This window comes from Halomonas sp. DP8Y7-3 (assembly GCF_019801675.1).
GTDB classification, from domain to species: Bacteria; Pseudomonadota; Gammaproteobacteria; order Pseudomonadales; family Halomonadaceae; genus Halomonas; species Halomonas litopenaei_A.
In genome coordinates this window covers 440,612-465,699 of sequence record NZ_JAHVIO010000009.1, presented here as the reverse complement: position 1 = coordinate 465,699, position 25,088 = coordinate 440,612, and the positions used below count along the sequence as shown (strand labels likewise).

The following is a 25,088-nucleotide window of genomic DNA, read 5'->3' as shown; positions in this document are numbered from 1 at the left end:
TGTCTCCTTGTCGGCAGTCCGCTAGTGGCGGCCGGCGATAGTGTCTTTGCGAGTGGCTGAGGTGTCTCCGACCCTGGCGACGATGATCACCAGCAGCATGCCGAAGATCGCCAGCGCGGTCACCCCCACCAACTGCGCGGAGTCTCCGGTAACCGCAGAATAATCCCAGGGCGCCAGATAGCGGTAGTCCAGCGGTATGACCTGGCCATCGGATCCCAGCTGATAGCGGGTCAGCTCGCGCCACGGCCACAGAATCGGCAGTGAACCCACGATAAATCCTACCAGCAGTTGCAGCGTGGCCGTGTGATGACGTTGCAGCAGCCAGGACAGGACACGGGAAAAGGTGAACAGGCCAATCAGACAGCCCAATGCGAACAGACCCAGCAGCGGAATGTCGAATCCGCGTATCCCCTGCATCACGACATCGTAGAGGCCCATGCTCAGCAGCAGGAAGCTACCGGAAACCCCGGGTAACAGCATGGCGCTGATGGCGATGGCACCGCCCACGATCAGCACCAGCGCCGGCGTGCCCAAGGCATTGACCAGCGGCATCAGCGACGGCAGAGCCTGGGCCAACACCAGCCCGAGCGCCAGCGGCAAGATGTGCCACCAGCGCCAGTCGGCAGGGTGCTTGCCCACCACCAGCGCGGAGGCCGCGACCAAGCCAAAGAAGAAGCCATTAAGCAACAGCGGGTGCGCGTCCAGCAGCCATACCACCAGGTGGGCCACGGTGATCAGGCTGGCCAGGATGCCCGCCATCAGCGGAAGCAGGAAGCTCAGGTTGAGATGAACCACCAGCCCCTTGAGGCCACCGCTACGCAGCGCACCGAAAGCGCTCGGGCCGAAACGCTTGATGGTGTGGATCAGTTCTTCATAGATACCGGTGACGAAGGCAATCGTGCCCCCCGAGACTCCCGGTACGGCATCTGCCGCCCCCATTCCCGCCCCTCGCAGGAACAGGCCAAGCGAATGTTTCAACGAATCACTCCTTCCAATAAGGGCACGAAGCGCACCGGCTCCAACCGTTCGTATTCATAGCGTTCTCCATGGCGGCGCACCCGCGTCAGCCACTGCTGTCCGTCCTGCCCCTCCAACGGAGCGATCAGTACCCCCTGATCGACCAGCTGTGACAGCAAGGGCTCCGGCAATTCGCTGGCACAGGCGGTCAACAGGATGACATCAAAAGGGGCCGCTTCCGGCCAGCCATGCCCACCGTCGGCCAACCGCAGCCTGGCGTTGTGGGCTTTCAGCAGGCGCAGCCGGGATGCCGCCACGCGATGCAGAGCATTGATCCTCTCCACCGACCAGAGTTCCTCGACCAGGCGCGCCAGGATCAAGGTCTGGTATCCCGATCCGGTACCTACCTCGAGCACCCGCCGGGGAGACTCCTGCAGCACCAGCTCGCTCATGCGCCCGACAATCCATGGTTGGGACAGAGTCTGACCGTGACCGATGGGTAGCGCCGTGTCCTCGTAGGCGCGGTGCGACAGCGCTTCATCAAGGAAAAGATGACGCGGCTCGCTGGCCATCACTTCCAGCACCTGGGATGCACACACCCCTTGATCGCGAAGCCGCTGGACCATCCGGTCCCGCGTTCGCTGGGAGGTCATGCCGACGCCTTTGAGATCAGGTGAGCGCATCAAGCCAATCCTGCACATCGTTGCGCGCGGCGTGGCGCGTCAGGTCGGTCTGCAGCGGGGTAATGGACACGTAGCCCTGCGCCACGGCAGCAAAGTCGGTGTCATCGGCATCGTCTGCGTTGTCCCCGACAGGAGCAATCCAGTAGCGCACGCGGCCGCGGGGGTCTCGCGCCTCGATGGGACGCTCGGCGGGTCCACGATAGCCCATGCGGGTTACCCGGAAACCCTTGATCTCCTCCCATGGGAGATCAGGCACATTGACATTCAGCAAGCTGCGAGGCGGCAGAGACAGCTGCTCGAGCCCTCCCACCAGACTCGCCGCGACCCTTCCCGCAGTGGCAAAGTGGTGCTCGCCGACCAGCGACATGGCGATCGCCGTCATGCCGAGGTTTCTGCCTTCCATGGCGGCGGCCACCGTGCCCGAGTAGAGCACGTCATCGCCAAGGTTTCCGCCATGATTGATGCCGGAAATGACCAGATCCGGCGTCTCGTCCCACACCCCATTGGCGCCAAGATAGACGCAATCGGCGGGGGTCCCGTCGACGCTGTAGAACCCATCATGGGTCGGGGTCAGCGACAGCGGCCGCGACAGCGTCAGCGAGTTGCTGGCTCCACTGCGATCACGGTCAGGGGCCACGACCCTGAGCCTGGCGTAGGGCACCAGCGCGTCATGCAGCGCCTTCAGGCCCGGCGCGTGGACGCCGTCATCGTTCGATAGCAGCAGTCGCCTCATGGGGTATCTCCTTGTTCGTCAGCGATGTTCCGCCCACCTGTGGTGGCCTCTGACGCAGTGCGAAACTGCAGGCTCGGATGGGTCATCAACTCGCGCAACACGGCGGTGGCAAAGGCACCGGCGGGTAGCCGAAAGCTCAACCACACGGCCTCCCCTTCCCGAACCAGGCTGGCCTCACCAAGCATCACCCGCAAGGCCCTGCGCGATGCCTGCACACCCGCCTTCTCCAGGCCCTGACACAGTGCGGGGGCGGCGCCAAGCACGTCCTTCTCCCACGCGCCGGCATCGGCCCGGGCGCGGCTTCCGCCGCGGCCCCACAGCACTGCAGTAGGGTGAATGTCACCCTGGGCGAGCCGCAGGGACAGGTCATCATCCGACGGCCCCTCGCCTGTACCTGAGTCGGCGCTCGCGGCGTGGCTGCCTGCTGGCGCGCTGTCTGCTGACGTGGCTGAGAGCGCTTCGCTGGCGCCGACCTCGAACAGACTGCGGCTGCCTTCCAGCATCATCACGTCACCCGAGAGAACCTGACGCCACTCTCCCCGGCGCAGTCGTTCGGCGAGCTGGGCGTTGAACAGGTAGCTGCGCGCGGCGGACAGCAGCATGCCATCGCGATCATCACGCTTGCGCCAGCCTCGCGCCAGCACCGCCACGGCGCGGCTGAGGTTACGTCCCTCTGGACCAAAGCGCTGCGGGCCAAAGTAGTTGGGCACGCCATCCTTGATGACCGCGTCAAAGCGCGCCGCCAGCTGTGTATCGTGCACCACCGGCCCCGTCACCTTCAGTCGAAACCGGTTGCCGCGATGCACGCCACGCTTGAGCTTGCGCGGGTGACGGGCGCGCGCTTCCACCTGGTAGCCCTCGGCGGCCAGGCGCGCTTCCAGGTCGGCAGGAGCCTCCTTGCCGGGCAGGTGCACCGAGAACCACTGGCGTGTCACCGCCACCCGGTCCTTCATGCCGGCATACCCCACGTCACGGCGAGTGACGCCGCATAGATGGGCCAGGGACGAGGCGACCCGGGAGGTGGTGGCATCACGCTTGGCGATCCACAGCCAGAGATGTTCCCCCTGCCCTTCCGGCGCAAAGCCCAGGTCTTCCTCGACCAGGAAGTCGTCCGGCGTCTGCCGGTACTCACCCGGCTGGGGTGCACCCAGGCGATCATCCAGATAACGAGGCCACTGCGGCGGCCAGACAATGGCGTCGGTCATGGACGCTCCTGTCCCTGAGCCCGCTCCCGCTCTCCCTGCTGGTCGATACCGACCGCCTCGATCGCGGACAGCAGCACCACCGCGTCGGCGGCGATGCCCTCGCCCCGGCCGGTAAAGCCAAGGCGCTCTGTCGTGGTGGCCTTGACGTTGACGGCGGCGAGATCGACTTTCAGGTCTTCCGCCAAGTGCCCCCGCATGGCCAGGAGATGAGGCGCCATCTTGGGCGCCTGAGCCATCAAGGTGGCATCCAGGTTGGCCACCTGATATCCCGCTGCGGTCACTTCCTGCATCACGCGCCGGAGCAGGTCGCGACTGTCGGCACCCTTCCAGGCCGGATCGGTATCGGGAAACAGGTGGCCAATATCTCCCAGCGCACAGGCTCCGAGCAGCGCATCACTGACGGCATGGAGCAGCACGTCCCCATCGGAGTGAGCGACAAAGCCGTGGGCAAACGGCAGGCGCACGCCTCCGATCATCAGATGGTCGCCGTCGCCAAAGCGATGTACGTCAAATCCGTGGCCTATCCGCAAAGGCAGTAGCATAGTCGATGAGTCTCTTACGTTTCCCGCGGCGCGCCCGCGCTGGAGAGCAACAGCTCTGCCAGACGCAGGTCCTCGGGATGGGTGATCTTGATGTTGTCGCGGCGTCCTGACACCAGCCGGGGCGAGAGGCCCAGCGCTTCCACCGCCGAAGCCTCATCGGTGATGCGCGCAACGCCGATGCCATCGGCGGACAGCGCCTGCCCCAGCGCGCGTTGCAACAGCGCAAAACGAAAGGCCTGCGGCGTCTGGGCTTGCCACAGGCCGCGACGATCCTCGGTGCCGGCGATGTGTCCCTGACCATTGTCACGCTTGATGGTATCCGCCACCGGCGAGGCCAGCAGGGCACCCTCCGTAGCCTCCAGTGCCGCCTGATACAGATGCTTCAGGTCCTCGCTGCTGACACAGGGACGGGCCACGTCATGCACCATCACCAGGTCATCCGGCTGGCACTGGGTCTGGATCGCTGTCAGCGCATTGACCACGCTGTGCACCCGCTCGGCACCACCTGGGACACGCTGCCAGTGTGGAAACGGCACCAGCGCTGGGTCGAACCAGGCATCCTCCGGCGACAGGCAAAGACACAGGTGGGCATCGGGAAAGGCCTGATACAGGCGTTCAAGGGTATGCGCCATGACCGGACGCCCGGCCACCTCCCGGTATTGCTTGGGCATATCGCCCCCGACTCGGCGCCCGACGCCGGCGGCTGGCACGATCAACCACAGTCGTGGACCGGCAGCACTCATTGGCTACTCGCTCCCTGCCCGCTGCCTGGCTCAGGCTGGGGAGACGGCGCGACGTCCGTCTCGACCCCGGGCACCCAGAAGAACTGCTCGTCGGTGCGCACCATCCCGACATCGCTGCGCGCACGCTCCTCGATGGCATCCAGACCGGTCTTGAGGTCCACCACCTCGGCGCTCAGCCGCGAGTTACGGTCACGCAGCGGCTGATTCTGGGCTTCCAGTGCTTCCACACGCCCGCTGACTTCATTCATTTCCATGACACCACCCTGGCCCAGCCACAGTCGATACTGAAGCAGGGCGAGCAGTGCCAGCAGCACTATCGCCAAGGTCTTGAGCATGAGGGTACCGTCGACATTCGATTCGGCGCCTAGTATGCCATCGCCCGCCCATCCGGGGCGAGCCGCAGGGCCATCCAGAGCGTGCGGCGGCTATCCTAGGTTCGATGTCGCCACAACACACCGCGGCCACAACCGCTCGCTACCGCAGCAGACGGATATGACAGGGAGTCGATATGCCAGGGTGCCGATATGCCAGGGTGCCGATACGACAGCGGCCGCCATATCATGGCGGCCGCTGGGTCACGGGTCCGACGACTGCTGCATCCGACTACCGTTACAGCTGAAACGGCATGCGGAAGGTCAAGCTGATGTCCGAGGCATCATCGGTCATGCCGATGCCCAGGTTGGTGACCACCGAGGTGGAGTCGGTCATGGCGTAGGTACCACCAATATTGAACACACCGATGTTGGCATCACTGCCGATGACGTCGGTCTTGCGACCGCCTTCCGGGGTAATCTCGGTCTTGCGGATGTACTCATGTGAATACGACAGCGCTAGGCTCAAGCGCTCATTCAAGGCGAACGCCGTACCAAAGCCCGCGCTAATGCTGTCTCCCAGGTCCACATCGGCCTTCTGGTCTCCCTGCCCCGCCGATATGTCGTCGAACTCTTCCTCGATATTGTAGGTGTACCCCAGGTTGGCAAAGACGATGGCGGGATCCAAGGTCTTCAATACCGAGACCCCAGCCGTTACGCCCCAGACCCCGTTACCGGTAGGCAACTCCTTGGGCACCGAGAGGTTATCCGCGGCATCCACCTGCCTGATCTCGATCCCGTAGGGGTCCTTGCCGGTCGGTGCGCGCACGCCGAGACTCACTACCACGTCGGGACGCTCCGTGGTCTCGGGCAGCAGGCGATAGGACAGACTCGCCGAAATGTCACCCAATCCGGCCTCGTCGACATCGGCCTCGACATTCTGTTCGGTGGAAAACTCACCACCGATGGACTGGATGGTGGTCGTCCGATAGACGAAGGGCACGTTGATGCTGGCCTCCAGCCTGTCGGTCAAACCATAGCGGGTATTGATATCCAGCGTGGTGATATGGGTCTCGACATTATCCAGATTGAGCTCGCCGAGGAAGATCGCATCGAGGGCCAGAAAGCCGCGCAGGGCCAGGCTGTCGCGATCGGAGTAGGTATAGGTGATGCCCGGCTCGATGGTCAGTCGGTCCGAGAACAGCGCGTGTTCCTCACGGAAGATATCCTGCACGCTGCGCGAGGCTTCCTGAGACTCCAGCGCCTGCTGCTGCTCGGCACCCACGGTCTGCTGGGCGAAAACCGGTGTCGCGGCACCGGCAAGCAAAAGGCCCGCCAGGGGCGGGCAGAGCGTCCTGTTGATGACGATATTCACGTCGTTCTCCTTGTCCCCGAAATGGTCGCTTGTCGTTCTTCACTCTTTCTCGAGGGGCTACCTGCAACCGGTCGTCTGGCGCGCCCGTCAGGGGGAGGCCTGGCCCACCTGCATGCCAGTACCAGCGTGCCTCCCGTGCTCCTCTCCCGGCAGGAGTTCCCTGTCACCCCTGCTCAAGCGTAGTTAATGCGTACGTTAAAAGAGTCTGAAATACCGTGATTCGGGCATTTATTGTCAACGCAAGGCGGCAGCCGCCTTGATTCCACTCAGCATGCCGGGCACCGCACGGTCCCCCACGCCGGACTGATTGCCCATATACAGCTGCAGTCGAGTGAGGTTGCGCACCTGCTGCAGACTGCTGGACAGCTGAATTGCCTGACTGAGCCCATTGCCCGGCACGATGGCCTGGCGAATGGTGCCCATGCCCGGCATGTCGATGGACACGCTCATGTCGTTGCCCACCGCGGACACCGCGATGGTGCTGCCAGCGACCTGACGGGTTCGGGTACCTCCTGCATCTGCGCTACTGGTGCTGAAGCTGGAGGCATCCAGCACATCGATCACCAGGTCATTGGCCGCCACGTTGAAGTCACCGCCGGCCTGGATCGACTGCACGACCCCGGAGGCATTGGCGGTCCCCTGGTCGACCACCCGGGCGCCATTGCCAAGTCGCGCCAGACCCGCTCGGCTTTCCACGACGGTGATCGTGGGTTCAAAGCTGACGCGGGGCTGCTGCCGGCTAAGATCACCCAACATGCGAGCGCCCGCGGCCAGCTGGTCACCGGCGGCGGTGCGCCACTCACTGACCATCTGCACGCCAAAGAACATCAGCCTCCCCTTGTCGGCAAAGCGGCCTCGCTGCACGCCGAGCTCGTTATCCGAAAGCTGGCGTGCACTGGCGAAGCCTTCAAAGGTGGTGAAATCGGTGGTAGCGGCCTGGGCCGCCGGTATCGACAGGGACAACGCCAGCGCCAACAGCATGGCGCCCCTGCCTGCCCCTGTTCCCTTGTCCTGTCCCATCATGTTCGTGCCCCCTGATCGACGGCGCCTCACCACGCCGCAGAGCCTTGCCGCTTTGTGATCGTTGTTGTCAGAACAGCTCGGCGTGACGGAAACCGAAGTCGATCATCTGTTCGCGTGATACGGGAGAAAACACGTCCTTCATACGATGCGCCGTCAACGGCTGGCGCGGATCCAGCAAGGCGGTATAGCGGTCGAAACCGTCTCCCACCACCGCGAAAATGATGTTGTTCCAGGCGGCCAGGAAGTCGTCACGGGTCATTACCCGATTGCCCAACGCCGGATCGCCGATATAGACGCGATCCCCGCTGGCCTTCTTCATGACCACGAAGTGTCTGTATCCGTTGAGGTCCAAAAGGACGATCACCGGTATCGATACCTGGTCCAGGGTGTCGCCATCGACTTCATAGCCGCGGCCCCTGAGACCCAGCGTCTCGACATAGTTCTTGAGATCCAGCAGAGAGAAGCCCTGCTGCTGCACCAGCTCCAGATCGGCCACCTCAAGCATGCCCGCCAGGACATCGTGCTCGGTGGTATCGGACATCTGGTAGGCGTACTTGAGAAGCGTGGCCAGTGACGCGGCACCGCAGGAAAAGTCGGTGCGCTGCTCCACCAGGTTCTCGTAGCGACGTTCACGGATGGACTGGACGTCCTTGTTGATCACCGTCCCCGGCACAATGCCGCCCAGGCGGATGGTGGCGGCGTGCCCGTCGAGGGCGGGCAGTGCCAGGCCAAGGGCGATTGCCGTGGCCAGCGACCAGCGTGGCAGCGTCATGGTCGGTCTCCCTTCGTGCTGAACGTCGTGGTGAAAGAACCCCGGCCCGCAAGGGCCGGGGAGTATCATGCAAGTGGTACTGACTTACTCGGGAGTACCACCCATGCTGGAGGCAATGGACAGCGAGTTGCGCTGCATATTGCCGCCGCCTGCGGCGATGTTGACGCCGATGTTGCCGGTGGCCCCGGCCAGGGCGTTAGTGCCGAGAGAGGCGTTGTTTTCCTGGTAGACCAGGCGCTGGCGTGTATCGATGCTGAAGCCAGCGGAGACGCCACCCAGGCTGATCCGGCCGCGCTCGCGGAAGCTCAGGGAGCCGCTTTCCTCACCCTCGAACTTGCCTTCGTTCTTCAGGCCGCCAACGGTCGGACCATTGTCGTCGAAGTCGATGTGGCCCCACAGCACCTCACCACCAGAGTGTCCAGCGCCGCCCTGCCAGATTTCCGGATAGACGTCGTTGGTCTGGGCCCAGTCGCCTTCATAGGAACCGCGACCGCCACCCACATAGCCACCGCGCAGCGCGGTCTTCTCGAGATAGGCAGAGGTGTTGGTCAGGGTCACGACCTGGCCGCCTGTCATAGAAGTGTTGCCAAAGCTGGCCTGGACGCCACCGGATGTGGCATCGGCGCTGCCGCTGGCAGTGTTGACCGACGCGGCCAGACTGTTGTGCTGGGCGTTGCCGATACCGGCGGCCACGTTGACACCCACATTACCGCTGGCATTACGCAGCGCGTTGGTGCCCATGCGTGCATTGTTCGGGCTGCCGCTGATGTCGGTGGCGTTGTTGGAGGCGGACTGGAAGGAGAACGACGCAGACTGGCCGAACACGGTGGCGGCGTCAGAAGATGACAGCGCTGCATCGTTGGCCTGCTGGTTGTTGTCACCGGCCGCCACGTTGACGCCGACGTTACCCGAGGCGCCCTGGAGAGCACCGCTGCCCAGGGTGGCATTGTTCTTGGTCAGGCTCTGAGACGCTTCGTTGTCGTCGCTGAACTGCTTGCTATCCACGGTCGCGCCAGAGTAGTTGGGATCATAGAAGATCGACCCGCCCAGGGCGCCCAGGCGCTTGTAGGTGTGGGAGTCGTTCTTGATATGAACGTCGTAGCGGTTGTTGACGTCGGAATCCATGTAGGAATCGGTGTCGAAACGGTTTTCCGCCATTGCCGCGGGCGCGGCCAGAAGTGCAGAGATGGCCAGAGCGAGCGGAGCTTTTTGGAAAGTTTTCATGGTCGTTCTCCTGAATGAACCGTACTGCCTATTCACTGCTGTTATTGACGTCACCCTTTGCTTCGTATCTTGACGCTATCTGTCAAAGCGAAAGCTGAAGCTATTGCGAGTGGCGTTCCCCGTGCCGGCTGACTGGTTGACTTGAATCACCCCTCTGGCCCCCGCAAAACTGCTCTCGTCAATGTCGAGATTGCGGATCACGCCGTTGGAGTCACTGCCGTTCCCCCCGTTCAGCCCCTGCCTTGGTGCCAGCACCTGTTGCAGACTGTCGTCGCTCAGGCCGCTGACCGTGCTCCCCAGAGCCATGCCGAAGCTGTTGCTCTGAAGGTTGCCTACTCCCGCCGTCTGGTTGACGGACATCCATCCGGAAGATTGCCCAAAGGCGCCTTCTCTGATGGCCGTCCCTACCTCCATGTCGGCGAGTCGCTCGTCGATGCGCACCTGCTGCACCAGACGATTGTTGATCGTGGCAGCGTCACCGATCGCCAGTGCACCGCTGCTGGATTGAAGATTCTGACTACCGGCGGCCAGATTGGCCGACGCCACACCGCTGACACCGCTGAGCGCCTGTCCACTGATGACGCTGCTGTTTCTCAGCACCCCCAGGTCTTGTCCCCTGGCCGAATCCGGGCTGACCATCACCAGCCCCAGGGCCGTGGCGAACATCACCACCCGTGTCAGCCGCAGCGGTATGGAGGACAACGCTGACATCTCGGCTGAGGCGTCCATCGCAGGCTTTAGTTGTTGAGTCAGCATGCTCAGCGCCTCCCGCCGGTCAGGGGCGCCAGCGCCCCGGTCACGGTGTTGGCGATACCTGAGGTGGCTCCGATCACGCTGCCACCGGTGGATCCGCCGCCCACGGATGTCGCCACTCGATTGCTCGAGCCGACGCCGCCACTGCCAAGATGGGTGCCGGTGCCGAGGGCGCGGTGCATCTGGTTCATGCCTTGCCCGACGCCGGCACTGATGCTCGCGGCCCGGGTATCGTCGAGAACGATGGCGGTGACGCCTCCCATACGGCTGTGGACGCTACCGGTCGCGCTGCGCGCCATATTGCTGCTGCGCATCAGGTCAGCCCGCGCTCGGATAGGGCCGCTCTCGCGATTGACGTATCCGAAGGGTGCTGTCTCGACTTCTCGCAGCACGATGATTTCACCCGGCTGGACCCCAGGGCGTAGCTCGGCAGCCTGACTCTGACCGGTCCCCACACCGGTCAGAGCCGCCACTGCTGCAGCTGCCAGCATCAGACGCCACTGGCAGGCCACGGCCACGCCGCCCCCTTGCCCTGCTTCCATCCCCTGCCCTTCGTTGACTTTCAGGTGTCCCATGGTGATCACCAGTCCCGTTGCGTAGTGACGGTGGCGCTCTGCCGGTTGTTCAGGCCGTTGGCGACACGATGGCTGCTATCGCCGCCACCGCCCCCTGCGCCGCGCCCTGGACGCTCGTCCCAAAGAATGACGCCGTCAGCGTCTATTGCTGTGTCGGGAACAAAGCGTCCGCGAATCTGGTCCAGCGCTCCGTCATTGACGATGTGCTGTTCTATCGGAGTGGCGAATACCTGGGTCGCATCCGTCAGCGAGTTGTCGGACTGGGCCTGACCTGCCGCGGCTAGGGCAGCGGTCGCAATGATCGCGCTGGCTACGCAGCGAAACTGAATTCGGCCTTTCGCGATCATCTGGTTCATGTCGGCATCTCCTGCGGATGTTGATCCCTGCGCCCCTTTGCTCCTCGCCAAGTACAGAGCAAACGGCGTGCCAACTTTTAAGCCGTTGATATTTAATAACTTTTATTTTCCACGCTGTCGGAAACTGTTAACTGGCTGATACAACGAGCCGAGACACCACCTGAAGGACCTGCACAAAATGAGATTTAATCCATTGTTTTTAAATGGATTTAAAGGATAAGTAACAGGACTGGTACAGCCTTGGGCGCGACCGAGCTCGCCGAAGCCAAACGCCAGGAGCTGAACAGGAAGGAAGTGCACGCGAACCCGCACAAATCGTAGGTTTCAGCGCACAGGAAAAAAAATCGACACACCGGTGAACAGGCTGTTGGCATGCGTTACGCCGACGTCGCCCCCGCGTCAGCAAGGGTGTACTCATGGGCAGGCGATATGCTGGCCAATGCCTTCCGAGAACCAAAAGCCATCGACAGGTGACTGTTTTTATTGAATGAAAAAAGAATCGAAGGACATGAGGCGGGATGCAATTATGCTGTTTCACTCACGATACAGTTTCTGTTTCGAGCCCCTTCAGGCTCACTTCAGCTCACTGCATGGCTTTCACTACTTGGCTTTCACTGTCTGGTTTTCACTAGCAGGTTTTCACTACCTGGCTGCCATTGGACGGCCTTCACTTCGCGACCTCCACCTGGGGGTCAGTATCAGCAGGTCAACCTCAGGAGAAAGTGACTTGCCAGACACGCAAAGGCCCCGCCAACGCGGGGCCTTGCAGGGTATTGGCCCTGAGCCAGTGTCACCCTTGAACGCCGAGACAGTCATGTCGGCGCGGGGCATGGGAAAACGGCTAGAGAGCGCTTGTTTGGCCTCACTGTCCACCGACATGGGGGTTGAGCAGGCCTCAAGGAATCGACAGCTTCAGGCGAGAAAAGGGGCACCGCCTCCCTAAGAGAAGGCGGCCTCCTGGGGCGGGGTTCGGGAAATACCGTGCTTGTCGAGCAGGCGATAGATCGTCACTCGAGAGACTCCCAGCTCCTTGGCCGCGGCATTGACCCGGTACTTGTTGCGCCCCAGCGCCGAGAGCAGGGCATCCCGCTCGGCTTCTTCACGCACCTCTTCCAGGGTCATCTGGTGCCTGTTCAGGCCGCGACGCTCGATCCCGAGATCTTCCGGCTGAATCAGCCGGTTTTCACACATCACCATGGCCCGCCGCACCCGGTTGATCAGCTCACGCACATTGCCCGGCCAGTGGTAGCGCTGCATCACCGACAGCGCCTCGCGGGAAAAGCCTTTCAGACAGGAGGCCTTTTCGCTGGAAAAGCGTTCGAAGAAGAACCGCGCCAGGATCTCGATATCTTCGGAGTGCTCCCGCAGCGCAGGCACCTTGACCTGGAGCACGTTAAGACGGTGGTAGAGGTCCTCGCGAAAGCGCCCCTCCTTGACCGCCAGGTCCAGATTGACATGGGTCGCCGCTACGATGCGCACATCCACGGGGATATCGTCGAGTCCCCCGACACGCTGGATGCAACGCATCTCCAGAAATCTCAACAAGTTGACCTGCAGCTCCAAGGGCAAGTCGCCAATCTCATCGAGAAACAGGGTGCCCCCGTCAGCGGCCTCGATGCGTCCAATCTTGCGCTGGGTGGCCCCCGTGAAGGCGCCCTTTTCGTGACCGAACAGCTCAGACTGAATCAAATGCTCGGGCAGGGCTCCACAGTTGATCGCATGAAACGCTTCTCGTGACCTGGCCGAGCGCTCGTGGATGGCCTGGGCGGTCAGCTCCTTGCCGGTGCCGGATTCCCCGCTGATAAAGACAGGCGCATCGACCACCGCGACCTTGCGGATGGTCTTGAACAGGTTCCACATGACCGGGGTCGTGCCGACAAACTCGTATTCGGAGTCTTCTGCGCTGGTCGACATGCTCTGCTCTTCTCGATCGCGCTGCTGCAGGCGCGCCAACTCGGACGCATGCTCCAGAAGAATCGACAGACGCAAGATATCGACCTGGGGTGACACCAGCGAATGGCTGAGATGGGCCATGATACGGCGCTTGTCGGCATCGCCTATCTGTTCTTCCGAGCCCACCGCAATCCAGGGCCTTTCGCTCTTGAGAATCAGCGGTTCAAGATGCCTGAGATCATGGCTGGACAGATCCCCCAGCACCATCACCCCTACCTGGCAAGGATCATCTACCTGTAACCGGCAATCGGACAAGGGGGTGATCAGGGGATGCATCTGCCATCCACTGCTCTGCAAGCCTTTCAGCAGATGACCGGCGTCCCCCTCTGGATTGCCGATCCACCAACTGCACCGCGGCATCACATCCATCGTGTGTCCCCTGAACCCGACGCCTCGCCCAGCGGGCCATGATCACGGCAATCGCGCGATCCATGGCCCAATCGGCACAACCTTGGCACGCTGCGCCGGCACCAGCCCCATGGACATCACGCTCGTTACCTTGCGACATCACGCCTGTGCCGGTGCTGCCGTCCGGTAAGTGACGGCCAAGATGGCCACTGGGTTGCCTGGGTTCGCTTCGTCGGTATGTCGTCGTTGTCTTACATTCTTGTCGGTTGAATCATAGCACCGTATCACTCGCTGCCTCGAAACGGTAATCCACGCTCGGCAGCCTTGACGTAGCCGTCCACATGCACGGCCTCTTCTCGACAAAAGCGCTGCACCGCGTCAGCAAGGCGCGGGTCGGCGATGTGATGCAGGGAGGTCAAACGCCTAGGGGCGAAGCCGCGAGCCACCTTGTGCTCGCCCTGGGTACCGGGATCGAAACACGTCAGACCTTGCTCCAGGCAATGTTCGATCCCCTGGTAGTAGCAGGTCTCAAAGTGCAGGCAGTCTGCCATGACCTCGCTGCCCCAGTAGCGGCCATACAAGGTGTTGCCACCTTGCAGGCACAGCGCTGCGGCGACCGGGCGTTCGTCAACCAGCGCCTGAATCAACATCAAACTGTCCGGCATAGTGCGCCGCAGCTGCTGGAAGAAGGATTCACTGAGATAACCGGCGCTGCCTCGCTCCAGATAGGTGATGCGGTAGCAGCGATAGAAATGGTGCATCGCGATCTCATCGATGTCGCGACCCTGAAGCCGGCGCATGCGTATGCCCTGATCGGCGACCCGACGCCGTTCTCGCCGCACTTCCTTGCGGCGCCTTGAGGTCATGGCAGCAAGATAGCCATCGAAGTCGCCAAATCCCCGGTCGCGCCATTGAAACTGCTGTCCCTTCCTTGGGATGAGCTCAGGGCAGGCCTGTTGCCAATGAGCGATTTCATCGTCTTCGGCGAACAGCAGATGCCAGCTTGATAGGCTATCGTCGGCCTCCCACTGGCTGGCTAACAGCCTGATGGCGGCACCAGGGTCTTCGCCTTCGGCCAGGGCTAGCCTCGGCCCAGGAGCTGGGGTGAAAGGTATGGCACTGACCGCTTTCGGATAGTAGCGACCTCCTGCTCGCTCCCAGGCATCTGCCCAGGCCCAGTCGAACACATACTCGCCCCAGGAATGCTCCTTGTAATACCAGGGCAACGCCCCGACGAGACGATCTCCTCGCCACAGGGTCAGGTGCGCGGGCAGCCACCCCGTTCCCTCTCCCACCGCCGCAGTCGCCTCCAGCGCATGCAGAAACTCATGGCGCGCAAAGGGATAGTCCGGGCCGACGACGGCGTTCCAGCGGTGGGCCGGTATCTCCGCCATGGCCGTCAGTCGGCGCAGCTCCAGCGCCGGTTCCTGATCGTTGCTGTTGGCCAGAGGGGGTATTGGCATCACAACTGCCTCCTAGCGCTTTGCGATTGCGCCACAGAGTGCCAGACTTTACGGCAGGACGCCGCTGCTCACCGGTAAAGGTGAGAAACCCACCCTTCACTCCCGTAAAATAACTACATATTCGACCAAAGCATTCGGTTAAAAGGGAGGAATGCGGTCAAATGTTTGGTAAAGTTACATACCTGACCCGCATCAACACGTCTGAGGTTGACCATGGCTAGCCAGCAAGCTTCTTCGCTCGATCCCACTGTTGCCCGCGTTACCGAACGCATCCGCGAACGCTCTCGTGAGAGACGTGCGCTCTACGTGGAGCGCATGGAGGCCCAGCATCGTCGCGGAGTTCATCGTGCGGAACTGTCCTGCGGCAACCTTGCTCATGGCTTCGCGGCCTGCGGTAGCGAGGATAAGAATCAGCTGAAACTGATGAACAGCGCCAACCTGGGAATCATTTCGTCCTACAACGACATGCTGTCCGCCCACCAGCCATTCGAGACCTTTCCCGAGACCATTCGGGAGAGCGCTCGCCAGATGGGGTCCACCGCACAATTCGCCGGCGGCGTGCCCGCCATGTGCGACGGGGTCACGCAAGGCCAGCCAGGCATGGAGCTGTCACTGTTCTCCCGTGACGTGATTGCCATGGCGGCCGCCGTCGGCCTGTCCCACAACATGTTCGATGCCGCACTCTACCTCGGGGTGTGTGACAAGATCGTGCCGGGCCTGTTTATCGGCGCTGCGCGCTTCGGCCATCTGCCCACCACCTTCGTTCCCGCCGGCCCCATGCCTAGTGGCCTGCCCAACAAGGAAAAGGCTCGGGTCCGCCAGCTGTACGCCGAGGGCAAGGTGGGGCGCGACGAACTGCTGGAGGCCGAGTCCGAGAGCTATCACAGTCCGGGCACCTGCACATTCTATGGCACCGCCAACTCCAACCAGCTGATGATGGAATTCATGGGGCTGCACCTGCCCGGGGCTTCCTTCGTCAACCCCGGCACCCAGATGCGCGAGGCGCTGACGCGGTTTGCCACCGAACAGACCATCCGTAACACCGAGCCCGGCGGCAACTACCGCCCCTTCTATCGGCAGATCGATGAACGCGCCATCGTCAATGCGATGGTCGGGCTACTGGCTTCCGGTGGCTCCACCAACCACACCATGCACCTGGTCGCCATGGCGGCTGCCGCTGGCATCACGATCACCTGGGACGACTTCTCGGAGCTGTCCTCGGCGGTACCCAGCCTGACGCGGGTCTACCCCAACGGCCAGGCCGACATCAACCACTTCCAGGCCGCAGGCGGCATGAGTCTGTTGATTCGCGAGCTGCTTGGCGCGGGCCTGATCCACGGCGACATTCCCACCGTGTTCGGCGACGACCTCACCGCCTACACCCAGGAACCCTTCCTGGAAGACGGCAAGCTGGTATGGCGTGAAGGCCCATTGGAAAGCCTCGACACGGATGTGATGCGTCCGGTGGCCAATGCCTTTGCCCCGACGGGAGGTCTGAATGTGCTGCAGGGCAACCTGGGCCGCGGCGTCATCAAGGTCTCGGCAGTGGAGCCCCAGCACCGCATCGTGGAAGCCCCGGTCAAGGTCTTCGAGGAGCAGAATGACCTGAAGGCGGCCTTCGATGCGGGGGAGCTGGACCGGGACGTGATCGTGGTGGTGCGCTTCCAGGGGCCAAAGGCCAACGGCATGCCCGAGCTGCACAAGCTGACCCCCTACCTCGGCGTGCTCCAGGACCGCGGCTACAAAGTGGCACTGGTCACCGATGGCCGTATGTCGGGTGCGTCAGGTAAAGTGCCGGCAGCGATTCACATGACACCGGAAGCACTGGACGGTGGCCCCCTGGCGAAACTGCGCGATGGCGATATCGTCCGCCTTGACGCTGACAAGGGCGAACTGTCCGTGCAGCTCGATAATGCCGAGTGGCAGGATCGTCCGAAGCGCGTGGCCGAACTGGACCACTATCATGTGGGCCTGGGACGTGAACTGTTCGGCGGTTTCCGTCATCTGGCCATGGGCGCAGAAGAAGGTGCTGGCGTATTTGGCGGTTTCGAGGCCGACGACCTGGTGCGCCAGCAGCAACAGATTCACGACGAGGACGCCTGACCACGCCATGACACGTCAAGCGCTGATCGGGGATATCGGCGGCACCAACGCGCGCTTTGCGCTGGTGTCGCCGGACCACCCTGCCCCCCACCACATCATGACGCTTCCCTGCGTCGACTATCCGGGAGTGGTCGAGGCCGTTCAGGACTACCTGAGCCAGGCAGGTGCCAGCGGCCAGGATGCGCCGAAGGAAGCCTGTCTGGCCTTCGCCTGTCCGGTACACGCCGAACGGGTCAGCATGTCGAACAATCACTGGGATTTTCTCAAGAGTGATGTACGACGCGAGCTGGGGCTCGATAACTTCAAGGTCATCAATGACTTCATGGCACAGGCCCTGGGCGTCCCCCATGTCGCTGCCGATGAGCTGGTCAGCATTCAGACGGGTGACGAGGTCGAGCATGCCGCGCGCCTGGTGATCGGCCCGGGCACTGGCCTTGGCATGGCGGGTGTGTTCCCGGCGCGGCGTGCCTGGGTGCCCTTGCCCAATGAGGGCGGACACGCAAGCTTTGCCCCCACGGATGAGCTGGAGCTGGACATCTATCGCCACTTTCACCGCCGCTACGGGCGGGTCAGCGTGGAGCGCATCCTGTGCGGCCAGGGTCTGCTGGACCTGTACCGCGTGCTGGCCGACATGGACGGCCAGCCGGCACTGGCGTCATCTCCGGCGGAGGTGACCAGCGCGGCCAACAGCGGTGACCCTCTGGGGCGTGATACCATCCTGCGCTTTCTCAAGATCCTCGGTGATGTGTCAGGCGATGCCGCCCTGACCCTGGGAGCCAGAGGGGGCGTCTATCTGTGCGGAGGCATCGTGCCGAGACTGGTGGACTGGCTACCCCACAGTGGTTTTCTCAGCGCTTTCAGCAGCAAGGGCCGTATGCGCCCCTACAACGAAGCCATCTCAATACAGGTGGTCAAGGCCCCCTGGACGGGCTTGCTGGGCGCCGCCGAGGCGCTCCACAACGAGGAGGTCGAATGATTCCGGCAACGCTGCAGAGTTTGATCAATGACGTGCAAGGCCAGGGCCGTATCCACTGGGCCGGTCGTGAGGTCTGGGTGGCCAACGAGTCCTGGGGGCAGCTGGCGATCTCGCTCCAGGGGGCCCAGGTACTGCACTTTTTACCCGCGTCCGACCCCACGCGAGCCGCAGGCGCTTCTTCTTCCGCGTCCGGCCCCGCGTCAGCCGCTGACGGCGGTGTCGATAGCGGTGCGGATGACCCGCTGGTGCCCGGAGGTTGGCTGTGGGTAACGCCGACGCCCCAGCAGGTGCCGGGTGCCATCCGCGGCGGGATTCCGCTGTGCTGGCCATGGTTTGCCGACGAGAACACGGCGGACGAGTCTGCCGATCGTTCTGGGCCGATGCACGGTCCGGCGCGCAAGGCTGACTGGCAGCTGGATGCGGTGGATGAGCACGAGGACGGCGTCGAAGTGCATCTGTCGCTGCCTCAGCGACTGCACAGCCAGCTTCATCCCCGCGCCGTGGTCCAGGCCAACGCCCAGCGCCTGCATGTCGAGCTGATCACCGAGCACCTGGGGGAAACCCCGGTCAAGATGACTGCCGCGCTGCATAGCTATCTCGCCGTGGATCAGGTCTTTGCCTGCCGCGTCGAAGGACTGGCTGGCGCCCGCTACCTGGACAAGCTCAAGGGCTTTGCCGAGAGCGAGCAGATCGGCGAGCTAGGCGTGCGCGAGGGCATTGACCGGATCTACCACTCCAACGCCGAGGTGGTGCTGGATGACGGCCACCGGCGCCTGCGCATCGCTCGTCAGAACAGCGACTCCGTGGTGGTGTGGAACCCGGGCGAGTCTCCCAACCCGGACACTCCCCTCGACGCCGCACGTCGCTTCCTGTGTGTGGAATCCGCCAACACCCGCCTTGACCCGGTGTGGCTGGTACCTGGAGCCCAGCACATGCTCGGCACCACCCTATCATTGGCCAACGACTGATCGCCGAGGAGCCTCCCATGACCCCTGTGATCGCCTTCGGAGAAGCGCTCGTGGATATGCTGTCCAGCCGGCTGGGCAGCAGCACGCAAGGTCCAGAGACCTTCACGCCCTACGCCGGTGGCGCACCGGCCAACGTCTCGGTAGCCTGCGCCCGTCTGGGTCTCACCAGTCGTTTTTTGGGCATGCTGGGAGACGACCACTTCGGTGACTTCATCGCTGCCGAGCTTCAGCACCACGGAGTCGACGTCAGCGGCGTAGCGCGCACGAAAGAGGCCCGCACCGCCCTGGCCTTCGTCTCACGGGATGACCAGGGTGAGCGCACCTTCGACTTCTATCGGCCGCCTGCCGCTGACCTGCTCTACCGCACGGAACACCTGCCCCAGGGCGTCTTTGCAGAGCCCGCCATCGTGCACCTCTGCAGCAACAGCCTGACGGATGAGGACATCGCCGAGACCTCGCTGGCCATTACCGAGATGGCCGCGCGAGCAGGCTGCCTGGTCAGTGTGGACGCCAACCTGCGCCATAATCTGTGGCCAGATCATCAGATTGACATCGGCCTGGTCACCCGCCTGCTGGACCAGGCGGACCTGATCAAGCTGTCGACCGACGAACTCGACGCTCTGCGTGGCGATCACCCCCGGGAAGACTGGTTGGCCGAACGACTGGCGGCCGGAGCACGCCTGATCGTGATCACTGATGGCCCCGGCTCGGTGGCAGCCCATACGATTCGCGGCGTGACTCACATGACACCGCCAGCGGTGACGGCGGTTGACACCACCGCTGGCGGCGATGCCTTTATCGGCGGCCTGCTGGCGGCCCTTGCCGACCACGACTGGCAGCAGCCCGACTGGGCCCAGGACGGCGCCTTTCTTGAGCGCGCCCTGACCCTGGCATGTCGCTGCGGCGCCCATGCCGTGACGCGCCCCGGTGCGTACTCGGCGCTGCCCCGGCGAGAAGATGTGATCGACTGAAGCGATCCGCTACGGTGACTGCCCGACCCCGGGGCAGTCGCCTGACGTTCCATGCGCGCAGCGTAGTGTCACGTCAGCGCAGGCATGGATGCAGATGCGGTGTTTGCTCAGGCCAGATCCCTGGCCTCGACAAGGTGACGCCCAGCCGGGGCCAGGACGGCACCGTCGACCAGCGCCTGGGCAATCCTTGATACCGGACTCGGGCGCCACTGCCTGGGCAGCAGCGGCCGCAGCAGACGCGACGCGGCCAGGCCTAGGCGCTCGCCGCGACGTATCTCGAGGCGCTGGCCATCGATCAAGCCAGGCCGCACTATCGTCAGGCTATTGAAGTCGAGTCCTCCTAGCGCGTCTTCCAGCTCACCCTTGACCCGGGAATAGAAGAAGCGCGAGTGGGGGTTGGCGCCCAACGCCGAGTTCAGAGAGAAACGCTGGGCCCCGCCAGCTCGCGCCTGGCGGGCGAACCACAGCGGTAGTTCCAGATCGACCCAGCGAAAGGCGTCGCGAGATCCTGCCGCCTTGAGGGTGGTACCCAGGGCGCAGATGACGGCGTCGACGTGCCACCGTTCACCGCCTTGTTCGAGCTGGGCAAAGTCCACGACAGGACTCATCAGGCAGGAGTGCTCGCGCTGCAGCGGTCTGCGCACCGGCGCCACCACGGCACTGACCTGCGGATGATCCAGCAGCCTGCTCAGCACCTCCTGCCCCACCAGTCCCGTCGCTCCCAGTAACAGCACCTTCATGTCGCCGCCTCCGACGCGTTGAGAATGCCCTGCATCTTGCCATGCCGGGACGATATCCGAAGCCATATCCGTGGCTATAGCGACATTGTGTGGACGAGCTCACGACGAAGCAAAAAAAATCCGGCCAGAGGCCGGATCAAGGACAGCACCAGCTGTCGAGAGAGAGCACATGGATCATCATCCAGTGCAGAGAGCTCAGTGGTGGAAGCGGTCAGCGGCTTCCTTGGCCAGGGCGCGAATGGCATCCCAGTCACCGGCATCGACCAGCGACTTCGGCGTCAGCCAGGAACCGCCAACGCACATCACATTCGGCAGTGCCAGATACTCGGAGGCATTGCCCAGATTGATGCCGCCGGTAGGACAGAAGCGCGCTTCGCCGATCGGGCCACCGAAGGCCTTAAGCGCCTTGACGCCTCCGCTGGCCTCCGCCGGAAAGAACTTGAAACGACGGTAGCCATACTGCCAGCCGGTCATCAGCTCGGAGATGGTGGCGACACCGGGCAGCATGGGCACCGGGCTTTCCACGCCATAGCGATACAGTGCATCCGTGGCGCCGGGGGTGACCACAAAATCCGCACCGGCCTGCTCGACCTGACGATACTGGGCCGGGGTCAACACCGTTCCGGCGGCGATGCTGGCCTGAGGCAGTGCCTTCTTGAGGCGCGCGATGGCCTCGATGGCGCAATCCGTGCGCAGGGTGACTTCCAGCACGCTGAGACCGCCTTCCACCAACGCACGCCCCATCGGCACAGCATCCTCGATGCGGTCGATGACGATGACGGGAATGACCTCTGCCTTGAGGCAGATGCTGTCCAGTTCAGTGGTACGAGTGGAGGGAAGCTGTTTTTCAATGGTCATGAGTGACTCCAGAATTCAGGGTGCCCAGTAGACGGCCAGCGGGCAGCTCAGGAAGGCGCGGATGGGCAGTTCCCGCACGTCGTCTCCGGCCATGGCGGAGGCCAGCACCGAACGCTTGTCGTCGCCGGTAAGATGCAGCACGTGGCGACGTGCATGGTGCAGTCGCTCGGCACTGAGGGTGATGCGAGCCTGAGGCTGACTGGGGGTGCGCACCGCCACGGTCAGTGCATCGGTGCTCAGGGCCAGGTCCAGCTCGCGGCTATCGGGGAACAGCGACGCGGTGTGCCCATCACCGCCCATGCCGAGGATGACCACCGACGCCGGCCAGGACAGACCGGCCAGCCGCTCGGCCACCTCTTCAGCGCCCTGCTCCGGGGTGGCATGGTCTGTCGTCAGCGACACGAAGTTGGCGCTTTGAGCGTGATTGACCAGCAGATGTTCACGCACCAGACGGGCATTGGCGTCATCTGCATCAGCCGCGACCCAACGTTCATCAGCCAGCGTCACGTCCACTCGTTGCCACTCCAGCGACTGTCGCGACAGCGCATGAAAGAAGGGCACCGGAGTCGAGCCCCCGGAGACCACCAGCAGAGCCCGCTGCTGCACCGCCAGGTCTTCACGCAACGCCGCCGCCACACTTTCGGCCAGCTGATGGGCCAGTTGCTCGCGCGGCGACAACTCGGAACCTTGTGCACTCATATCAGTAGTCCTCGTACCAGCTGCGACCATCCTGGGTGATCATGGCGATCGAGGCCACCGGCCCCCAGGAGCCCGCAGGATAGCGACGCGGCGGTTCATTGCGGTCTTCCCAGGTGGCGATCAGCTCGTCGCACCAGCGCCAGGCATGCTCGACTTCGTCACGCCGCACGAACAGGTACTGCTGCCCCTTCATCACCTCGAGCAACAGCCGCTCGTAAGCATCCGGAATACGGGCCTTGGGGAAGGCGCTGTTGAAATCCAGATGCAGGGGCCCCCGGCGCAAGCGCATGCCCTTGTCGAGGCCGCTGTCCTTGGTCAGCACCTCCAGGCGAATGCCTTCCTCAGGCTGCAGCCGGATGATCAGCTTGTTGGCGGCGATCGCGCGCTGATCCGGGTCAAAGATGTAGTGCGGTTGCTGACGGAAGTGGATCACGATCTGCGACAGCTTCTCCGGCATGCGCTTCCCGGTGCGCAGATAGAAGGGCACGCCCGCCCAGCGCCAGTTGGCCACTTCGGTCTTCATGGCCACGAAGGTCTCGGTGTAGCTTTGGGTATTGGCGCCCTCTTCCTCGAGATACCCCGGCACACCCTGGCCGTTGCTGGTGCCCGCCGTGTACTGGCCCCGCACCACGTCGCGACCAATCATGTCATCGGTAAACGGCTTCAATGCCTTGAGTACCTTGACCTTCTCGTCACGAATGGCATCCGCGTCCAGGTTGGCTGGCGGGTCCATGGCGATCAGGCAGACCAGCTGCAGCAGGTGGTTCTGGACCATGTCGCGGAGCTGTCCGGCCTGGTCGAAATAGCCCCAGCGCCCTTCGATCCCGACCTTCTCGGCCACGGTAATCTCGACGTGAGAAATATGGTTCTGGTTCCACTGGGTACCGAACAACGGGTTGGCAAAGCGCAGTGCAATCAGGTTCTGCACGGTCTCCTTGCCGAGGTAGTGATCGATTCGGTAGATGCGCGACTCCGGGAATACCGCTCCCACCGCATCATTGACCTCACAGGAGGACTCCAGGTCGTAGCCGATGGGCTTTTCCACCACCACGCGGCTCTCGTCATCCAGACTGCCACTGGCCTCGAGATGTCGACAGATATCCCCGTACAGGCTGGCACCCACGGCAAGATAGACCACCAGCGGGCGCTGCTGGGCCTGCTGCTTGCGCCAGTCGGCAATCGCCGTGTAGCCCTCCACCGTGGTGAAGTCGACGGTCAAGAAGGACAGGCGGTCCAGGAAGCGCGACACCACCTTGTCATCCAGCTCGCTGGCCTTGACGTACTCCTTGAGCGACGCATGGATGCGCTCCCGGAAGGCGTCGAGATCGATATCCTGGCGTGCCAGTCCCAGCAGCCGGGTATCCGGATGCAGCAGACCTTCACGATCGAGCTGGTAGAGCGCGGGAAACAGCTTGCGGCGAGACAGGTCGCCCAAGGCGCCAAACAGCGCCAGATCAATGTCGGTGCGCTCGGCGTCACTGGAGCGGGAGTGTCGTGTCATAACCGTCCTCGTGTGCTGGTAGACTCCTGACGGGCGGGGCCAAGGCATCTAATGGCTGAGTGACTCGCCGCAGGGATATCTAAGTTTACAAAAAAATAGTCGAAATTCCGCGGCGAGTACACACAATATTTTGTAAACTTACACAAAATTTGAGCTCGCTGCGCTTATACATTCGGTGTACATTGCGGGGACATCGAATGTGGATTGGATGTCGTCGGCGAGACAGCTAGGATAGCTGGCATTGTGTAGTTAAATCACCACATCCCCTGAGGGAGTCGCCCTGGCTACCCCTTCACCCCACCGTCCCATTCACCCACGCCGCTACGGAGCCACTGCCGACCATGGTTCGCCACGATCTTATCGAACGCATCCGCGCCCGCCTGGACGAGCTGAATCGCTCCGAACGCAAGGTCGCCGATGTCATTCTGGCCGACCCTGCCGCCGCGACCGGCATGAGTATCGCCAGTTTGGCTCAAGCCGCATCGGTCAGCGAGCCTACCGTCAATCGCTTCTGTCGCAACTTCGACGCCAAGGGCTACCCGGACTTCAAGATTCAGCTGGCCCAGAGTCTGGCAGGGGGCACCCCCTATGTCAGCCAGGCAGTGGAACCCGATGACAGCGCCGAGGCCTACACCGGCAAGATCTTCGGTGCCACCATCGCCGCACTCGATCTCGCCAGCCGCGAGGTCTCGCCCGAACGTATCGACCGCATGGTCGACTATCTGATCCAGGCCAAGCAAATCCATTTCTTCGGCCTTGGCGCCTCCGGGGCCGTCGCCCAGGATGCTCAGCACAAGTTCTTCCGCTTCAACCTCCCGGTCAGCGCCTACGTCGATGTGCTGATGCAGCGTATGGTGGCCTCGGCCTGCCACACCGGGGACGTCGTGGTGGTACTCTCCTACACGGGACGAACGCGAGAACTGGTCGATATCGCCGCCATCGCGCGGGAACATGGTGCCGTGGTGCTGGGTATCACCGCCCCGGATTCCCCCCTGGCTCGCCAGTGCACCGAAACCCTGACGGTCAGCGCCCCGGAAGACACCGATCATTACATGCCCATGACGTCGAGGATGGTGCAGCTCGCCCTGATCGACGTCCTCGCCACCGGGGTCACACTGCGACGCGGCGAGGACTTCCTGCACCACCTCAAGAAGATCAAGGACAGTCTGCGCAACACTCGCTACAGCGTGGACGACTGAGTCGAGCTGCTGTCGCGGCATGCGGCTTGCCTCAAAGGGGTAATGGCACAACAATAG

25 protein-coding genes are annotated in these 25,088 nt (G+C 63.0%); 5 read left to right on the top strand and 20 right to left on the bottom strand.

Annotation, left to right across the window (positions count from 1 at the left end; genetic code table 11):
* Positions 1-21 precede the first annotated feature (21 nt).
* The 16 genes from KUV86_RS11795 to KUV86_RS11720 form a co-directional block, all read right to left on the bottom strand.
* On the bottom strand, positions 22-939 hold the full coding sequence (locus KUV86_RS11795; protein WP_222162909.1) for a DUF368 domain-containing protein: 918 nt from the start codon (positions 937-939) through the stop codon (positions 22-24).
* Between the two features lie 35 nt (positions 940-974).
* Positions 975-1,640, bottom strand: coding sequence for a protein-L-isoaspartate(D-aspartate) O-methyltransferase (locus KUV86_RS11790; protein ID WP_206941207.1), 666 nt, complete (start codon positions 1,638-1,640; stop codon positions 975-977).
* The gene (surE, locus tag KUV86_RS11785; protein WP_206941209.1) at positions 1,627-2,373 is read right to left on the bottom strand and encodes a 5'/3'-nucleotidase SurE; all 747 of its coding nucleotides are present in this window, start codon (positions 2,371-2,373) and stop codon (positions 1,627-1,629) included. The genes KUV86_RS11790 and surE overlap by 14 nt, the downstream gene beginning before the upstream one ends.
* Positions 2,370-3,578 carry a tRNA pseudouridine(13) synthase TruD gene (truD, locus tag KUV86_RS11780; protein ID WP_222484901.1) on the bottom strand — a complete coding sequence of 403 codons (1,209 nt, stop codon included), beginning with the start codon at positions 3,576-3,578 and terminating at the stop codon, positions 2,370-2,372. The genes surE and truD overlap by 4 nt, the downstream gene beginning before the upstream one ends.
* Positions 3,575-4,108: a 2-C-methyl-D-erythritol 2,4-cyclodiphosphate synthase gene (gene ispF / locus KUV86_RS11775; protein ID WP_315900987.1), complete on the bottom strand. Its 534-nt coding sequence runs from the start codon at positions 4,106-4,108 to the stop codon at positions 3,575-3,577. The genes truD and ispF overlap by 4 nt, the downstream gene beginning before the upstream one ends.
* Before the next feature lie 26 nt (positions 4,109-4,134).
* Positions 4,135-4,863: a 2-C-methyl-D-erythritol 4-phosphate cytidylyltransferase gene (ispD, locus tag KUV86_RS11770; protein ID WP_222484898.1), complete on the bottom strand. Its 729-nt coding sequence runs from the start codon at positions 4,861-4,863 to the stop codon at positions 4,135-4,137.
* Entirely contained in the window at positions 4,860-5,198 is a 339-nt protein-coding gene (ftsB, locus tag KUV86_RS11765; protein ID WP_206941219.1) for a cell division protein FtsB, read from the bottom strand. The genes ispD and ftsB overlap by 4 nt, the downstream gene beginning before the upstream one ends.
* A 274-nt stretch (positions 5,199-5,472) precedes the next feature.
* Positions 5,473-6,549, bottom strand: coding sequence for a transporter (locus KUV86_RS11760; RefSeq protein WP_315900984.1), 1,077 nt, complete (start codon positions 6,547-6,549; stop codon positions 5,473-5,475).
* A 234-nt stretch (positions 6,550-6,783) separates the two neighbouring features.
* Positions 6,784-7,572 (bottom strand): hypothetical protein, encoded by a 789-nt coding sequence (locus KUV86_RS11755; protein ID WP_222484896.1) that lies wholly within the window; start codon positions 7,570-7,572, stop codon positions 6,784-6,786.
* 67 nt (positions 7,573-7,639) lie between these two features.
* Positions 7,640-8,344, bottom strand: coding sequence for a C39 family peptidase (locus tag KUV86_RS11750; protein ID WP_206941223.1), 705 nt, complete (start codon positions 8,342-8,344; stop codon positions 7,640-7,642).
* A gap of 84 nt (positions 8,345-8,428) precedes the next feature.
* Complete coding sequence (locus KUV86_RS11745; protein WP_222484895.1) at positions 8,429-9,568, bottom strand: hypothetical protein; 1,140 nt, start codon at positions 9,566-9,568, stop codon at positions 8,429-8,431.
* Between the two features lie 75 nt (positions 9,569-9,643).
* Positions 9,644-10,324, bottom strand: a complete 681-nt coding sequence (locus KUV86_RS11740; protein WP_222484893.1) for a hypothetical protein — start codon at positions 10,322-10,324, stop codon at positions 9,644-9,646.
* A 2-nt stretch (positions 10,325-10,326) separates the two neighbouring features.
* Positions 10,327-10,896, bottom strand: coding sequence for a hypothetical protein (locus tag KUV86_RS11735; protein WP_222237575.1), 570 nt, complete (start codon positions 10,894-10,896; stop codon positions 10,327-10,329).
* Between the two features lie 5 nt (positions 10,897-10,901).
* Positions 10,902-11,252 carry a hypothetical protein gene (locus KUV86_RS11730; RefSeq protein WP_206941231.1) on the bottom strand — a complete coding sequence of 117 codons (351 nt, stop codon included), beginning with the start codon at positions 11,250-11,252 and terminating at the stop codon, positions 10,902-10,904.
* A 939-nt stretch (positions 11,253-12,191) separates the two neighbouring features.
* Positions 12,192-13,565: a sigma-54 interaction domain-containing protein gene (locus KUV86_RS11725; protein ID WP_224908422.1), complete on the bottom strand. Its 1,374-nt coding sequence runs from the start codon at positions 13,563-13,565 to the stop codon at positions 12,192-12,194.
* Between the two features lie 272 nt (positions 13,566-13,837).
* Complete coding sequence (locus KUV86_RS11720) at positions 13,838-15,016, bottom strand: GNAT family N-acetyltransferase (protein WP_222484892.1); 1,179 nt, start codon at positions 15,014-15,016, stop codon at positions 13,838-13,840.
* Between the two features lie 213 nt (positions 15,017-15,229).
* On the opposite strand from KUV86_RS11720, the gene edd reads away from it, so the two are divergent.
* The 4 genes from edd to KUV86_RS11700 are packed head-to-tail and all read left to right on the top strand — an operon-like array spanning position 15,230 to position 20,034.
* Positions 15,230-17,119, top strand: coding sequence for a phosphogluconate dehydratase (gene edd / locus KUV86_RS11715; RefSeq protein WP_222484891.1), 1,890 nt, complete (start codon positions 15,230-15,232; stop codon positions 17,117-17,119).
* Between the two features lie 7 nt (positions 17,120-17,126).
* A complete protein-coding gene (gene glk, locus KUV86_RS11710) occupies positions 17,127-18,095 on the top strand; it encodes a glucokinase (protein ID WP_222484890.1) in 969 nt (322 codons plus the stop codon).
* Positions 18,092-19,063, top strand: a complete 972-nt coding sequence (locus tag KUV86_RS11705) for a D-hexose-6-phosphate mutarotase (protein ID WP_222484889.1) — start codon at positions 18,092-18,094, stop codon at positions 19,061-19,063. The genes glk and KUV86_RS11705 overlap by 4 nt, the downstream gene beginning before the upstream one ends.
* Before the next feature lie 17 nt (positions 19,064-19,080).
* Complete coding sequence (locus KUV86_RS11700; RefSeq protein ID WP_222484888.1) at positions 19,081-20,034, top strand: carbohydrate kinase family protein; 954 nt, start codon at positions 19,081-19,083, stop codon at positions 20,032-20,034.
* A gap of 107 nt (positions 20,035-20,141) precedes the next feature.
* On the opposite strand, the gene KUV86_RS11695 is transcribed toward KUV86_RS11700, so the two are convergent.
* The 4 genes from KUV86_RS11695 to zwf all read right to left on the bottom strand — a co-directional run bounded on the left by KUV86_RS11695 (position 20,142) and on the right by zwf (position 23,832).
* Positions 20,142-20,774, bottom strand: a complete 633-nt coding sequence (locus tag KUV86_RS11695; protein ID WP_222484887.1) for a hypothetical protein — start codon at positions 20,772-20,774, stop codon at positions 20,142-20,144.
* Between the two features lie 195 nt (positions 20,775-20,969).
* Positions 20,970-21,632: a bifunctional 4-hydroxy-2-oxoglutarate aldolase/2-dehydro-3-deoxy-phosphogluconate aldolase gene (locus tag KUV86_RS11690; protein ID WP_206941245.1), complete on the bottom strand. Its 663-nt coding sequence runs from the start codon at positions 21,630-21,632 to the stop codon at positions 20,970-20,972.
* A gap of 15 nt (positions 21,633-21,647) precedes the next feature.
* Positions 21,648-22,331 carry a 6-phosphogluconolactonase gene (pgl, locus tag KUV86_RS11685; protein ID WP_222162768.1) on the bottom strand — a complete coding sequence of 228 codons (684 nt, stop codon included), beginning with the start codon at positions 22,329-22,331 and terminating at the stop codon, positions 21,648-21,650.
* Position 22,332: 1 nt separating this feature from the next.
* Complete coding sequence (gene zwf / locus KUV86_RS11680) at positions 22,333-23,832, bottom strand: glucose-6-phosphate dehydrogenase (protein ID WP_206941249.1); 1,500 nt, start codon at positions 23,830-23,832, stop codon at positions 22,333-22,335.
* Between the two features lie 341 nt (positions 23,833-24,173).
* Here zwf and KUV86_RS11675 point away from each other — a divergent pair, with 341 nt between their 5' ends.
* Entirely contained in the window at positions 24,174-25,031 is an 858-nt protein-coding gene (locus KUV86_RS11675; protein ID WP_222484079.1) for a MurR/RpiR family transcriptional regulator, read from the top strand.
* The last annotated feature ends 57 nt before the right edge of the window (positions 25,032-25,088 follow it).